General features: G+C 65.0%; 7 protein-coding genes and 1 pseudogene. 5 read left to right on the top strand and 3 right to left on the bottom strand.

Annotated features, from left to right (window positions below):
* The first annotated feature begins 1 nt into the window (after nt 1).
* The 5 genes and pseudogenes from pepN (at nt 2) to L1P09_RS07205 (ending at nt 8176) form a co-directional block, all read left to right on the top strand.
* Nucleotides 2-2671 carry an aminopeptidase N gene (pepN, locus tag L1P09_RS07185; protein WP_110679557.1) on the top strand — a complete coding sequence of 890 codons (2670 nt, stop codon included), beginning with the start codon at nt 2-4 and terminating at the stop codon, nt 2669-2671.
* Nucleotides 2672-2938: 267 nt separating this feature from the next.
* A complete protein-coding gene (locus tag L1P09_RS07190) occupies nt 2939-3961 on the top strand; it encodes a WD40/YVTN/BNR-like repeat-containing protein (RefSeq protein WP_232892708.1) in 1023 nt (340 codons plus the stop codon).
* A 20-nt stretch (nt 3962-3981) separates the two neighbouring features.
* The gene (locus L1P09_RS07195; RefSeq protein WP_033690558.1) at nt 3982-6357 is read left to right on the top strand and encodes an efflux RND transporter permease subunit; all 2376 of its coding nucleotides are present in this window, start codon (nt 3982-3984) and stop codon (nt 6355-6357) included.
* A gap of 433 nt (nt 6358-6790) precedes the next feature.
* Nucleotides 6791-7080, top strand: a pseudogene (locus L1P09_RS07200) (DUF5629 family protein).
* The gene (locus tag L1P09_RS07205) at nt 7046-8176 is read left to right on the top strand and encodes a lactonase family protein (protein WP_232892707.1); all 1131 of its coding nucleotides are present in this window, start codon (nt 7046-7048) and stop codon (nt 8174-8176) included. The pseudogene L1P09_RS07200 and the gene L1P09_RS07205 overlap by 35 nt, the downstream one beginning before the upstream one ends.
* A gap of 147 nt (nt 8177-8323) precedes the next feature.
* On the opposite strand, the gene L1P09_RS07210 is transcribed toward L1P09_RS07205, so the two are convergent.
* The 3 genes from L1P09_RS07210 to L1P09_RS07220 are packed head-to-tail and all read right to left on the bottom strand — an operon-like array spanning nt 8324 to nt 13793.
* Nucleotides 8324-8917 (bottom strand): glutathione S-transferase, encoded by a 594-nt coding sequence (locus tag L1P09_RS07210; RefSeq protein WP_029885844.1) that lies wholly within the window; start codon nt 8915-8917, stop codon nt 8324-8326.
* The gene (locus L1P09_RS07215) at nt 8914-12558 is read right to left on the bottom strand and encodes an AAA family ATPase (RefSeq protein ID WP_232892706.1); all 3645 of its coding nucleotides are present in this window, start codon (nt 12556-12558) and stop codon (nt 8914-8916) included. The genes L1P09_RS07210 and L1P09_RS07215 overlap by 4 nt, the downstream gene beginning before the upstream one ends.
* Nucleotides 12555-13793: an exonuclease SbcCD subunit D C-terminal domain-containing protein gene (locus L1P09_RS07220; RefSeq protein WP_054905307.1), complete on the bottom strand. Its 1239-nt coding sequence runs from the start codon at nt 13791-13793 to the stop codon at nt 12555-12557. Before L1P09_RS07220 ends, L1P09_RS07215 begins: the two co-directional genes overlap by 4 nt.
* Nucleotides 13794-14114 lie beyond the last annotated feature (321 nt).

A 14114-nucleotide genomic window follows, 5' to 3' on the forward strand; every position in this document is an offset into this window, starting at 1 on the left:
CATGCGCACCGAACAACCGCAAGTGATCTACCTGAAGGATTACCAGGCGCCCGAGTACCTGATCGACGAGACGCACCTGACCTTCGAGCTGTTCGAGGACCACACCCTGGTTCACGCGCAGCTGGTGATGCGTCGCAACCCGGCACGCGGTGCCGGCTTGCCGCCGCTGGTGCTCGATGGCCAGCAGCTGGAGCTGCTGCGTGCCGCGCTGGATGACCGGGAATTGCAGGCCGCCGACTACCAGCTGGACGGTGACAGCCTGACCGTGCAGCCGCAAGCCGAGCACTTCACCCTCGACACCAGCGTGAAGATCCACCCGGAAAGCAACACTGCGCTCGAAGGTTTGTACAAATCCGGCAAGATGTTCTGCACCCAGTGCGAGGCCGAGGGGTTCCGCAAGATCACCTACTACCTCGACCGCCCGGACGTGATGAGCAGTTTCACCACCACGGTGATCGCCGAGCAGCATCGCTACCCGGTGCTGCTGTCCAACGGTAACCCCACCGGCAGCGGGCCGGCCGAGGACGGCCGCCACTGGGCCACCTGGGAAGACCCGTTCAAGAAGCCAGCCTACCTGTTCGCCTTGGTGGCCGGTGACCTGTGGTGCGTCGAAGACACCTTCACGCGCCAGTCGGGCCGTGATGTGCTGCTGCGCATCTATGTCGAGCCCGAGAACCTGGACAAGTGCGACCACGCCATGGTCAGCCTGAAGAAGTCGATGCGTTGGGACGAGGAAGTCTACGGCCGTGAATACGACCTGGACATCTTCATGATCGTTGCCGTCAACGACTTCAACATGGGCGCCATGGAAAACAAGGGCCTGAACATCTTCAACTCCAGCTGTGTGCTGGCCCGCGCCGAAACGGCCACCGATGCCGCGCACCAGCGTGTCGAAGGTGTGGTCGCCCACGAGTATTTCCACAACTGGTCGGGCAACCGCGTCACGTGCCGCGACTGGTTCCAGCTGTCGCTGAAGGAAGGGTTCACGGTGTTCCGCGATGCCGAGTTCAGTGCCGACATGAACTCGCGCACGGTCAAACGCATCGAGGACGTGGCCTACCTGCGTACTCACCAGTTTGCCGAAGATGCCGGCCCCATGGCCCACCCCGTGCGCCCGGACAGCTTCATCGAGATTTCCAACTTCTACACCCTGACAGTGTACGAGAAGGGCGCCGAAGTGGTGCGCATGGTCCGCACCTTGCTGGGTGCCGATGGTTTCCGCAAAGGCAGCGACCTGTATTTCGAGCGCCACGATGGCCAGGCGGTGACCACCGACGACTTCATCAAGGCCATGGAAGACGCCAACGGCGTGGACTTTACCCAGTTCAAGCGCTGGTACAGTCAGGCAGGCACCCCGCGCCTGGAAGTCAGCGAAGCGTACGACGCCGCCGCCCAGACCTACAGCCTGACGTTCCGCCAAAGCTGCCCGCCCACCCCGGACAAGGCCGAGAAGCTGCCGTTCGTGATCCCGGTGGAGTTGGGCCTGCTGGATGCTGCCGGCAACGACCTGCCGCTGCAACTGGCAGGTGAAGGCGCCGCCACGGCGGCCGAACCAGCCACCAGTCGGGTGCTGTCGGTGACCGAGGCCGAGCAGACCTTCACCTTCCAGGGTATCCAGGCCAAGCCGCTGCCGTCGCTGCTGCGTGGCTTCAGCGCCCCGGTCAAGCTCAGTTTCCCGTACGACCGCGACCAGTTGATGTTCCTGATGCAACATGACAGCGATGGTTTCAACCGCTGGGAAGCGGGCCAGCAGCTGGCGGTCCAGGTATTGCAGGAACTGATCGGCCAGCACCAGCGTGGCGAAGCCCTGAAACTGGACCAGCGCCTGATCACGGCCTTGGGCACGGTACTGGGCAACCCGTCGCTGGACCCGGCCATGGTTGCCGAAATGCTCTCGCTGCCGGGTGAGGCCTACCTCACCGAAATCAGCCAGGTGGCCGACGTGGACGCCATCCATGCCGCCCGCGAGTTCGCCCGCCAGCAGATCGCCGAGCAACTGTTCGACGCGTTGTGGGCGCGCTACCAGGCCCACCGCGAAGCGTCGCGCAGCACTGCCTATGTGGCCTCGGCCGAGCACTTCGCCCGCCGCAGCCTGCAGAACATCGCCCTGTCGTACCTGATGCTGAGCGGCAAGCCGCACGTGCTGGAAGCGACCCTGGAGCAGTTCGAGCACTGCGACAACATGACCGAGCGCCTGACCGCGCTGGCGGTGCTGGTCAACTCGCCATTCCAGGCCGAGCGGGCGAAAGCGCTGGAGGCGTTCGCCGAGCACTTCAAGGACAACCCGCTGGTGATGGACCAGTGGTTCAGCGTGCAGGCGGCCAGCACCTTGCCGGGCGGGCTGGCGCGGGTCAAGGCGTTGATGCAGCACCCGGCGTTCACCCTGAAGAACCCCAACAAGGTGCGTGCGCTGATCGGTGCGTTTGCCGGGCAGAACCTAGTCAACTTCCATGCCGCCGATGGTTCTGGCTACCGTTTCCTGGCTGACCTTGTGATCGAACTCAATGCGCTGAACCCGCAGATTGCTTCGCGTCAGCTGGCGCCGCTGACCCGCTGGCGCAAGTATGACGAGGCGCGCCAGGCGCTGATGAAGGGCGAGCTGGAGCGGATTCTGGCTTCGGGTGAGCTGTCCAGTGATGTGTATGAAGTGGTGAGCAAGAGCCTGGCTTGAGGGCAATCGGGCTGCTTTGCAGCCCATCGCGACACAAGGCCGCTCCTACAGGGTAAGGTGCGATTGTAGGAGCGGCCTTGTGTCGCGATGGGCCGCACCGCGGCCTTGGCTTTTTCAGGCCGACAACAAAACATAACACCCCGCCCGTTGTAATCCCGCGAACATCCCCGCTACGATCCCTTCAAGCTGTTGCAGGCCTCTAGATCAGGCTTTTCGCAGTGCCTGCAATGCATTGACCCGCCGAATAAAAACACCAAGGGGACAGTCATGAGGGAACACAACAGGCGCCGCGCCTGGCCATTGGCAGCGGCATTGGCGCTGGCACTGGGCGCGTGGGCCGGCAGCGTGCAAGCCGCCAGTGCCGACCAGTACTCCACCGAATCGGCCAAGGCCAGCCAGAGCCTGTTGATCGGCGCCACCCACGCCGGCAAGCGCCTGGTGGTGGTCGGTGATCGCGGCCATATCCTGTTCTCCGACGACCAGGGCAACACCTGGACCCAGGCCCGGGTACCTACCCGGCAGTTGCTCACGGCGGTGTTCTTCATCGACGACAAGCGCGGCTGGGCCGTCGGCCATGACGCCCAGGTGCTCACCAGCAGCGACGGCGGCGCCACCTGGACCAAGCAGTTCGAAGACCTTGCCCGTGAAGCGCCGTTGCTTAATGTCACCTTCCTGGATGCCCGGCATGGCTTTGCCGTGGGCGCCTACGGGGCCTTGCTGGAAACCACTGACGGCGGCCAGCACTGGCAGGACGTGGCCGAGCGCCTGGACAACCCCGACCAGTTGCACCTCAACGGCATCACCCAGGTGCGCGATGCCGGCCTGTTCATCGTTGGCGAGCAGGGCGGCATGTTCCGCTCAGCGGATAACGGCCAGACCTGGGCCAAGGTGCAAGGCCCCTACGAGGGCTCGCTGTTTGGCGTGATCGGCACCCGTTCACCCCGCACCCTGCTGGCCTACGGCCTGCGCGGCAACCTGTTCCGTTCAGCCGACTTCGGTGACAGCTGGCAGCAGGTCGAACTGAAGGCCGCGCGCGGCAGCCTGGAATTCGGCCTGGCTGGCGCTGCGCTGCTGGCTGATGGCGCCCTGGTGCTGGTTGGCAACGGCGGCAGCGTGCTGCGCAGCACCGACGATGGCCAGACCTTCAGCGTGTACAACCGTGGCGACCGCATCGCCCTGGCCGGCGTCAGTGGTCTGGCCGATGGCGGCCTGCTGCTGGTGGGCCAGGGCGGTGTGCACCTGGCAACCGCGCAAGGTGCCGATCGCATTGCCGAGGAGCCGCGCCAATGACCAGCCGGGAGAGCATCACCATGCATCCGCATCACCAGGACAAGCCTACGCTGCTCGAACGGCTGATCTTCAACAACCGCCCCGTGGTCATCGCCCTGTGCGTGCTGATCAGTATTTTCCTGTTCTGGCAGGCGACGCAGATTCGCCCCTCCACCAGTTTCGAGAAGATGATCCCGCTGCAGCACCCGTTCATCGAGCAGATGATGGAGCACCGCAATGACCTGGCCAACCTCGGCAACACCGTGCGCATCTCGGTGGAGGCGGTCAAGGGTGACATTTTCGACAAGGATTACATGGAGACCCTGCGCCAGATCCATGACGAGGTGTTTTACCTGCCTGGCGTCGACCGTGCCGGGCTGAAGTCGCTGTGGAGCCCCAGCGTGCGCTGGAGCGAGGTCACGGAAGAGGGCTTTTCCGGTGGCGAGGTGATCCCCAACACCTACAACGGCTCTCAGGACAGCCTCGATACCCTGCGCGACAATGTGCTCAAGTCCGGCCAGGTCGGGCGGCTGGTCGGCAACAACTTCAAGTCCAGTATCATCGATGTGCCACTGCTGGAAAGCTACCCTGACCCGCAGGACCCCAGCCGGCTGCTGAAACTGGATTACCAGCAGTTCTCGCACCTGCTGGAAGAGAAGGTGCGTGACAAGTTCCAGGCGCAGAACCCCAATGTGAAAGTGCACATTGTCGGCTTTGCCAAGAAGGTCGGTGACCTGATCGACGGGCTGGTGATGGTGGCGATGTTCTTCGGCGTCGCCCTGGTGATCACCTGGGTGCTGTTGTACTGGTTCACCTGGTGTATCCGCAGCACCATCGCCGTGCTCATCACCACCCTGGTGGCGGTGGTCTGGCAACTGGGGCTGATGCACGCGGTGGGTTTCGGCCTGGACCCATACTCGATGCTGGTGCCGTTCCTGATCTTCGCCATTGGCATTTCCCACGGGGTGCAGAAGATCAACGGCATCGCCTTGCAGTCGAGTGACGCCGACAACGCGCTCACCGCAGCACGGCGAACGTTCCGGCAGTTGTTCCTGCCGGGCATGATCGCCATCCTGGCCGATGCGGTGGGCTTCATCACCCTGCTGATCATCGACATCGGGGTGATTCGCGAGCTGGCCATCGGCGCGTCCATCGGGGTGGCGGTGATCGTGTTCACCAACCTGATCCTGCTGCCGGTCGCCATCTCCTATGTCGGTATCAGCAAGAAGGCCATCGAACGCAGCAAGAAGGACGCCACCCGCGAACACCCGTTCTGGCGCCTGCTGTCGAACTTTGCCAGCGCCAGGGTGGCGCCGGTGTCGGTGGCGCTGGCGCTGCTCGCCTTCGGCGGGGGGCTGTGGTACAGCCAGAACCTGAAAATCGGCGACCTCGACCAGGGCGCGCCGGAGCTGCGCCCCGACTCGCGCTACAACCAGGACAACAACTTCGTCATCAGCAACTACTCGACCAGTTCCGATGTGCTGGTGATCATGGTCAAGACGCCGGCCGAGCAGTGCTCCATCCACTCGACCATGACCCCGATCGACGAGCTGATGTGGACCATGGAAAACACCCCCGGGGTCCAGTCGGCGATCTCCCTGGTCACTGTGTCCAAGCAGGTGATCAAGGGCATGAACGAGGGCAGCCTGAAATGGGAAACCCTGTCGCGCAACCCCGACATCCTCAACAACTCCATCGCCCGTGCCGACGGGCTGTACAACGGTGACTGCTCGCTGGCGCCGGTACTGGTGTTCCTCAACGACCACAAGGCCGAAACCCTGGAGCGGGTCACGGCGGTAGCCCAGGCGTTTGCCGACAGCCACAACAAGGAGGGCCTGCAGTTCCTGCTGGCAGCAGGCAATGCCGGGATCGAGGCCGCGACCAACGAGGTGATCAAGTCGGCCGAACTGACCATCCTGATCCTGGTGTACATCTGTGTGGCAGTGATGTGCCTGATCACCTTCCGCTCGTTGGCCGCCACCCTGTGCATCGTTCTGCCGCTGGTGCTGACCTCGGTGCTGGGTAACGCGCTGATGGCCTACATGGGCATCGGTGTGAAGGTGGCCACCTTGCCGGTGGTGGCGCTGGGCGTGGGCATTGGCGTTGACTACGGCATCTACATCTACAGCCGCCTGGAAAGTTTCCTGCGCGCCGGGTTGCCGTTGCAGGAGGCGTATTACCAGACCCTGCGCTCGACTGGCAAGGCAGTGCTGTTCACCGGGCTGTGCCTGGCCATTGGTGTGTGCACCTGGATCTTCTCGGCGATCAAGTTCCAGGCAGACATGGGCCTGATGCTGACCTTCATGTTGCTCTGGAACATGTTCGGGGCGTTGTGGCTGCTGCCGGCCCTGGCGCGGTTCCTGATCAAGCCGGAGAAAATGGTGGGCAAGCAAGGGGGGTCGATTTTCGCCCATTGAAGGCAGGGGGCCGCGTTGCGGCCCAATCGCCGGCAAGCCAGCCCCCACAGGGATCGCCTTAGGGCTGACAGGTGTTTGCCACAAGGTATGGCAGCGCCTGTTAGAGCGAGCGCCGCGCGGGCGGCGCAATCGCGAGCTGCGCTCGCTCCTACGTTTGTTGCGGGCCAATTATTCCTGTGGGATTCGCGCGCGAACGCCTTGGTGCATGCCTCAATATCGCGCCGTACAAACAAGGCGGCCGCGCGCGCCTGTCACAGGCGTTACTGGCCCGAAACAAACGTAGGAGCGAGCGCAGCTCGCGATTGCGCCGCGCGGGCGGCGCTCGATCTCACAGGCGCTGAAGATGCCCTGGCTACCCTTGCCAGGAACCATAGAATCTCCCACAGGGATGTCACAGGGTTATACTGGCAGCACTTCCCTGACAGGTAACCCAATGTCCTCCCTCAGCCACGCCCTGCAGTCCTGCGACATGCTCCTGATCGACGGCCTGCACGCCTTCGAGTTCACCGCCGATACCACTGGCCTGCGCGTCGAGTGCATGGACGGCCGCCAACTGCGCCGCTGGTCGTTTACCCCCGAGCAGGTCGCCGCGCGACCGCCATGGGTGACGAGTGGCAACTGGACGATGCCAACGGCGCGCATCGGCTAGTCTGCATGAGTGCCTTTCGCGCCCCGGATGAAGACCAAGATGAACCGCACCTGGACGACCCTGCTGACCGCTAGCCTGATGAGCCTGACTATCCCGACCCATGCCGCGACCCTGCTGGTGGGCAGCTATACCGATGGTGCCAGCCAGGGTATCTACCGCTACCAGTTCGACGAACAACGGGGCCACATCGACCCTACCCCGCAGCAAGTGGTGAAAAGTGTCAGCCCGTCGTGGCTGGTGCTGTCGGCCGACCGCCGCCTGCTGTTCGCTGTCAATGAAACCCCGGGCGGCAATGCCAGCAGTTTCAGTGTCAGTGCAAAGGGCGACATCAAGCCGCTCAACCAGGTGGCCAGCCAAGGCGACGAGCCAACCCATGCCAGCCTCAGCCATGACCAGCGCTACCTGTTCGTGGCCAACTACGCGGTCAACCCTGACCCCGGCGGCAGCCTGGCAGTGATGCCGGTAGCCAGGGACGGTCAGCTCAAGCCGGTCGTGCAGCAACTGCGACACCGGCCCAGTGGCGTCAACCGCGAGCGCCAGGCGGGGGGGCATGTGCATTCACTGGTGTCGTCACCCAATGGGCAATATCTGTACGCTAGCGACCTCGGTGCCGACAAGGTATTCATCTACCGCTACGACGGCGCCAGCCCGGACCAGCCGTTGAGCCCGGCCACGCCGCCGTCGGTGGCGTTGCCGCCAGGCAGCGGACCACGCCACCTGCTGTTCGATGCCACGGGGCAGCATGCCTACCTCACGTTGGAAATGAGCGGGGAAGTGGTGATGTTCGATGTCAACGGTGCGGGCCTGACCGAGGGTCAGCGCCTGCCACTGACCGAAGACTCTGCGTCGACGGCCAAGGCGGCGGGCGGGTTGCACCTGTCGGCCGACGGGCACTTCCTGTACGTGAGCAATCGCGGTACAGCGAATGAAATCGTGGTGTTTGCGGTTGGCAAGGGCGACGGCAAGCTGACGTTTGTGCAGCGCCGCGCCGTGGAAGGCGACCACCCCCGCGAGTTTGCCCTGGACCCCAGCAACCGCTTCCTGCTGGTGGCGAACCAGAAGAGCAACCAGATCGTGGTCATGCGCCGTGACGCCGAGACTGGCAAGCTGGGCGAGACGGTGCAGATCCTGGACCAGGACGCACCCTCGGACTTGAAGTTCATCGACTGATATCAACACCACGCCTTGTAGGAGCGGCCTTGTGTCGCGAAAGGGCCGCGGCGCGGCCCCGGCAATGTCCGCGGTAACGCGAGAACCCGGGGCCGCTGCGCGACCCTTTCGCGACACAAGGCCGCTCCTACAGGGAGCCGGGTGAAGCTACCTGGCCATGATCGAGCGGAACAGGTCTGATGCCAACCACCCCTCTAGCCAGCTCCGCAGCCGCGGATAGGCGGCCTCGGCGAACCACTGGGGTTCCACCCCGGCAAACTGGCGCATCAGGGGCAGCAAGGCGGCGTCGGCGATGCTCGGCTGGTCAGCCAACAGGTACGGCCGGCTCTCCAGCAACCCTTCGAGCTCCGCCAGCCAGGCCTCGGCCTGCTGGCGGTAGTACGCGCGAGGGTGCTGCGGGTAGCGCTCGGCATACTTGTACAGGTTCACCTGCGACTTGAACGTGCTGTCATTACGCGCGATCAGGGCATGCGCCTGCTGCGCCGCCGCGGGGTTCGCGCGCAGTTGCCAATCTTGCGGGTCGTTCTGCGCCAGCGCCCAGCGCATGATATCCAGGCTCTCTTCCAGCACCTGGCTGCCGGTGTCCAGCACCGGCACCGTGCCCTTGGGGGACAAGGCCAGCAGTTCTGCCGGCTTGTTCTTCAGCGCCACTTCGCATACCTCGACCTCACAGCCCGCATAGCGCAGGGCCAGGCGCGCGCGCATGGCCCACGGGCAGCGACGGAACGAGTACAGGATCACCCGCACACCTGCACCTCGCTCAGGCCATTGCCTTGGCGGTGCACCTGAATCTGCACCGGGATCCGCTCGTGCATTTCCTGCACGTGGGAAATCACTGCCACCTTGCGCCCCTGTGCCTGCAAGCCGTCCAGGGCATCCATGGCCAGCTGCAGCGACTCGGGGTCCAGGCTGCCAAAACCTTCGTCGATGAACAGCGATTCGATGCGCAGGGTGCTGGAAGCCATCGAAGCCAGGCCAAGGGCCAACGCCAGCGACACCAGGAAGGTTTCGCCGCCGGACAGTGAGTGCACCGAGCGCAGCTCGTCGCCCATTTCGGTGTCCAGGACCAACAGGCCCAGGGCGCTGCCGCCTCGCTTGAGGCGGTAACGGCGGGCCAGTTGGCGCAGTTGGCTGTTGGCATGGTGCAACAGCAGGTCAAGGTTGTAACCCTGGGCGATCTTGCGGAACACATCGCCCGAGGCCGAGCCGATCAGGGCATTGAGGCGGGCCCAGCGCTGCCACTGCTGGCGGGCTTGCTCGATCTCGGCTGCCAGTGCCTGATGGGCCTGCTGGCGGCGCTGGTCATCGGCCTGCTGCGCCCGCAGTTCGGCGCATTGCTGCTCGTGGCTGGCCATGCGCTCGCGCAGTTCCAGCAGGGCTTGCTCGAGGGCTTCGGCCGTGGTGTCCACGGTCATGTCGGCCACGTGCTGTTGCAGGCGCTGTTCGCGCTCCTGCAGCAACACGCGGCTTTGTTCGATGGCTTTTTCCGCGCCTTGCAAGCGCTGGCGCAATGCTGTGACCTGCGCATCCTCCATGGCCAGCAGGCGATCCAGCCCGGCGTCATCCAGCTCTGGGTGCTGGCTGCGCCACTGCGCGATCTGGCCCTGCAACTGCTGGCATTCGGCAACCAGCGCCTGTTGCTGCTGGCCGTCGGCCTTCAGCTCGCTGGCCAGTTGCACGGCTTGCGTGCGCAGTTCCTGCAGGCGCTGGGCGGTGTCGGCGTCCAGGGCGCGGGCTTGGTCCAGCGCGGCGTCCATGTGCTGTTGCCAGGCTTCGGCAGTGGCGTGTTCACCGAGCAGTTCGCCGAGGGCGGCCTGGGCCTGCTGGCGCTGCTCGTCCAGGGCGGCAAGTTGTTGCTGCAACTGCTGCAGGCCTTGCACGCGGGCCTGGTGCTGGTCGCGCAGCTTGTCGAGTTGGGTTTGCCGGGCCTGCTGTTCTTCCAGTTCGTCCTTGCGCTGTTCCAGTTGCTGCAAGCGCTGGGCGATCTGCTGGTCCAGGGCCAGGAAAGCATTGGCCGGGTCTTCGTCGAGTGCCTTCAGGGCCTGCTCGGGCAGCACCCCGGCCAGGTCGTGCAAGCCTTGCTGCAACTGCTGCTCGTCGTTGGCCAGGGCCTGGTGCTGTTGTTCGAGGTGGCGCTGGGCCTGCTGTTGAGCGTCTTGGGCGGCCTGCAGTTGCTGGGTGAGGCGGGCAGCATCGCGTTGCAGCGTGAGCAGCGCGCTCTGGCGTTTCTCGTCCTGCGCAATTTCCGCCTCCAGGCGCTGCAGCTGGCTGGCCAGCCAGGTGCTACGGGCCTTGTCATCCTGCGGGGCCAGGGCCGGACACAGGCTGTGCGCCTGCACTTGCGCCACCAGCGGTTGCAACTGATCGCCCAGTTGCTGCTGTTGCTGCTGGAAGTCCTTGAGCTGGGCGTTGACCACGCCCAATTGGGTGCGCAGCTCGACCAGCTTGGCGTTGAGGGTGTCGACCTGTCGCTGCGCGGCAGCTTCTTCAGCCTGGTCATGCCGACCCAGGCTGTGCAGCAGTGCGTCAGGCTGGTGGAACGGGTGTTCGGCACTGCCGCAGACTGGGCAAGGTTCGCCATCGCGCAATTGCTCGCGCAGTGCCTCCACGCTGGTGGTGCGCGCCAGGCGTTGCCGCTCCAGCAACTGGCGGGTGAGGTTGAGCGCCTGTTCGGCCGCCTCCAGCTCGGCCTTCGCCGCGGTGCCTTCGCTGATCAACTGCTGGCGTTGCTGCATGGCCTGTTGCTGGCGTTCACGAACGCTGTCCAGTTGCTGGCGCAGTTCCAGTTCGCGGCCGTGCAGGCGCGACATTTCTTCAACAGCGCGCTGCTGCTTGCGGTTGTCCTGCAGCATGCCACCGAGCAGGTCGATCTGCTCGGCCAGGGCCTGGGGTTCGGCCTTGGCTTCGCGGAACAGCAGCTCGTAGGCATCGCGCTCGGCCTGCAGCTGCACATTGGCCTGGCTGGCCTGGGCCTGCAGGCCGGGCAGCTCTTCGCGGCCCTTGGCCAGGCGGCCGCCAATCAGCATCACCTGTTTGAGTTGCGGCAGGTAGGCGTGCCACGCACTGGCCAGGCCTGCCAGGTGCTCGCTGTCGGCAAGGGCACTGTCGATCTGCGCCAATTGCTGCAGGCTGCGCTGCTGGTTGGCCTCCAGCTGTTGCAACTGCTGCTGGCCATCGGCGACGTGTTGTTCAGCCTGTTGGCTGCTGCTGTGTTGCGCGGCCAGCGCTTCGTCCAGGCGCGCCAGGTTGTCCTGGGCGGCGAAGGCCTGGCGCAGGCGTGGGGCATTCTCGCCGTGTTGCGCCTGGCTGTCGGCGAGCGCCTGGCGTGCGGCGTTCAGTGCTTGCTCCAGGGTATTTGCGCGTGCCTGGAGTTCGTCCTGCTGCTGTTGCTGCTGCGCAATTCTTGCCGCCAGTGGGGCCAGTTGTGCGTTCAGCGCCTGCTGGCGGTGGAACTGGTGGCGCTGAGGTGCCAGGCGCTCCAGGCGCAGCAGGTCCAGGCGCGGTTCGGCCAACTGCTGCCAGTCCTGCTCGGCGGCCTGCAGCGCGCGGGCCGCCTCGGCGTGCTGGGCTTGCAGCCGGTTTTGCTCTTGCAGCCAGTTGCGTTGCTGTTCCAGCTGGCGCTCACTGGCCTGGTCAGCCTTCAGGTGCTGCTGCGCCTGCTCCAGTTGCTGGTCGAGCTGGGCGCGGGCTTCGGCGTCCATCGGCAGCAGGTGGCTGGCGCGCGCGAGCAGGTCGTTGTGCACCTCACCGGCCTCGCGGGCCTTGCTGAACGCGCGCTGGCCCAGGCGGGTGTAGATGGCGGTGTTGGTCAGTTTTTCCAGCAGTTCGCTGCGCTCTCTGTCGTCGGCCTTGAGAAACGCGCCAAACTCGCTCTGAGCCAGCATCACCGCGCGGGTGAACTGCTCGAAGTTCAGGCCCAGGCGGGCTTCGACCAACTGTTTGTATTCGTTCTTGCCGCTGGCCAGGACCTGCTCGCTGTCCAGGTCGTAAAAGCTCTGGCGGCTGTGCTGCAACTTGCCGTTGGCCTTGTCGCGGGCGCGGTTGGCTTCCCAGCGGGCACGGTAGCGGCGGCCGTCGACGCCGACGAAATCGACTTCGGCAAAGCCGCTGCCGGTACCACGGCGTAGCAGGTTGCGCGGGTCGGATGTGGGGATGTCGCCGTCGGCATCCGGCACCTTGGCTTCGCGACCGATGTCATTGAGCCGCGGCACGGTGCCGAACAGGGCCAGGCACAGGGCGTCGAGCAGGGTGCTCTTGCCGGCGCCGGTGGGCCCGGTAATGGCGAACAGGCCGGCGCTGGCCAGGGGCTCGGCAGTGAAGTCGATGTCGACGGGGCCGGCCAGCGATGCCAGGTTCTTCAGGCGGATGGCAAGAATCTTCATGGCTGCTCCTCTTCCTGCTGCACGTCCTGCAACAGCAGGGCAAAGTCGGCCAGCGCCTGCTCGTCGACAGCGCTGCCGTAGGCTTGCTCCCAGGCCCGGCTGAACAGGTCTTGCGGGGTCATCTGGGCCAGTTCGACAAAGGCCAGGTCATCATCTTCGCTACTGTTGCGCCCAGCGTACTCGGCACTGATACGCACCAGCCGCACTGCCTTGCCCGCCAGCGCGGTCTCGATCTGCTGGCGCAGGTCCGGTTGCGGCTCGTCGAGAATGACCCGCACCTCCAGCCAGGGTTGGCGATTGGGGTCTTCCAGCAGGTCGATTACCGGCTGGTCTGCCAGTTGCTGTAACAGCTCACCCAGCGGTGCCGGGCCGATGCGTTGCAGGGCTACGGCGCGCGGTACCGGGCGCGGCTCGACGCTGACCAGGCCGCTGCCGTCCAGTTCCACCTCCAGCACCTGGTGCGGGTAGTTGATTTCGGCGAACGACAGTGGGATCGGTGAGCCGCTGTAGCGGATGCGTTCTTCGCGGTTGACCTTCTGTGGCTTGTGCAGGTGGCCGAGGGCGACATAGCTGATGGCCTTGTCGAACAGCTTGGCCGGCAGCGCCTCGGCGTTGCCGATGATCAGGCTGCGCTCGGAGTCTTCCGACACTGCGCCCCCGGCCATGTGCGCATGGCTGATGGCAATCAGCGCCTGGTCTTTCTTGCGTTTTTGCAGTGCTGCGGCGATCAGTTGCTGGTGCACCTGGGTGATGCCTTGCAGGTAGTCGTCGCCCAGGTGGGGGCCGGTGACTTCGGCCGGCCGCAGGAACGGCAGCGCCAGGCACCAGGCTGCGACCTTGCCGCGGCCATTGGTCAGCGGGATCAGCAGCCGCTCGGCATCCAGTTGGCCCTCGTCCAGCCAGTGCACACGGCCCAGGGCGTGGGTGCGCAGGCGGCGCATGAGTGCGGCAGGCAGCTCGATGCGCGAGCCGGAATCGTGGTTGCCGGCGATCATCACGATGTCCAGCTTGGGCTGCTGCTCATGCGCCTGGACGATGAAGTCGTACAGACGCTCCTGGGCTTTGACGGGGGGGTTGACCGTGTCGAAGATATCGCCGGCGATCAGCAGCGCATCCGGCTGGCGCAGGCGAAGCTGGCCGAGCAGCCAGTCGAGGAAGCAGGCGTGTTCGAAATCGCGTTCCTGGCCGTGCAGGCTTTGGCCCAGGTGCCAGTCGGAGGTATGAAACAGACGCATGGATGACCTGTGGTGTCGAGTCGAGCAAGCCAGAGGGCTTGGCTTTGGGGATGGGCGTTGCGCGAGGGCGGTATGGTAACCCAAGCAGGGGGGTGGGGGGCAGGGCGGGGGATAGGGGGGAGGGCTGGCAGCGGTTCGTCATCACATTTGCAGCGCCTGTGAGATCGAGCGCCGCCCGCGCGGCCGCCTTGTTTGTACGGCGCGATGTCGAGACATGTACCCAGGGTGGGGGCTGGCACCGGCTGCGCCGGTGTTCGCGGGCGCGCCCGCTCCTACAGGTACCGCGTAACGCTCAGGCATACGTCGTACCTGTGGGAGCGG

Origin of the sequence: Pseudomonas juntendi (assembly GCF_021560075.1) — a bacterium.
Classification (GTDB): domain Bacteria; phylum Pseudomonadota; class Gammaproteobacteria; order Pseudomonadales; family Pseudomonadaceae; genus Aquipseudomonas; species Aquipseudomonas juntendi.

What these genes read in the sequence shown, in the direction of transcription:
- pepN (WP_110679557.1), top strand. Translation starts at nt 2, where the DNA reads ATGCGCACCGAACAACCGCAAGTGATCTACCTGAAGGATTACCAGGCG.
- L1P09_RS07190 (WP_232892708.1), top strand. Translation starts at nt 2,939, where the DNA reads ATGAGGGAACACAACAGGCGCCGCGCCTGGCCATTGGCAGCGGCATTG.
- L1P09_RS07195 (WP_033690558.1), top strand. Translation starts at nt 3,982, where the DNA reads ATGCATCCGCATCACCAGGACAAGCCTACGCTGCTCGAACGGCTGATC.
- L1P09_RS07205 (WP_232892707.1), top strand. Translation starts at nt 7,046, where the DNA reads ATGAACCGCACCTGGACGACCCTGCTGACCGCTAGCCTGATGAGCCTG.
- L1P09_RS07215 (WP_232892706.1), bottom strand. Translation starts at nt 12,558, where the DNA reads ATGAAGATTCTTGCCATCCGCCTGAAGAACCTGGCATCGCTGGCCGGC.
- L1P09_RS07220 (WP_054905307.1), bottom strand. Translation starts at nt 13,793, where the DNA reads ATGCGTCTGTTTCATACCTCCGACTGGCACCTGGGCCAAAGCCTGCAC.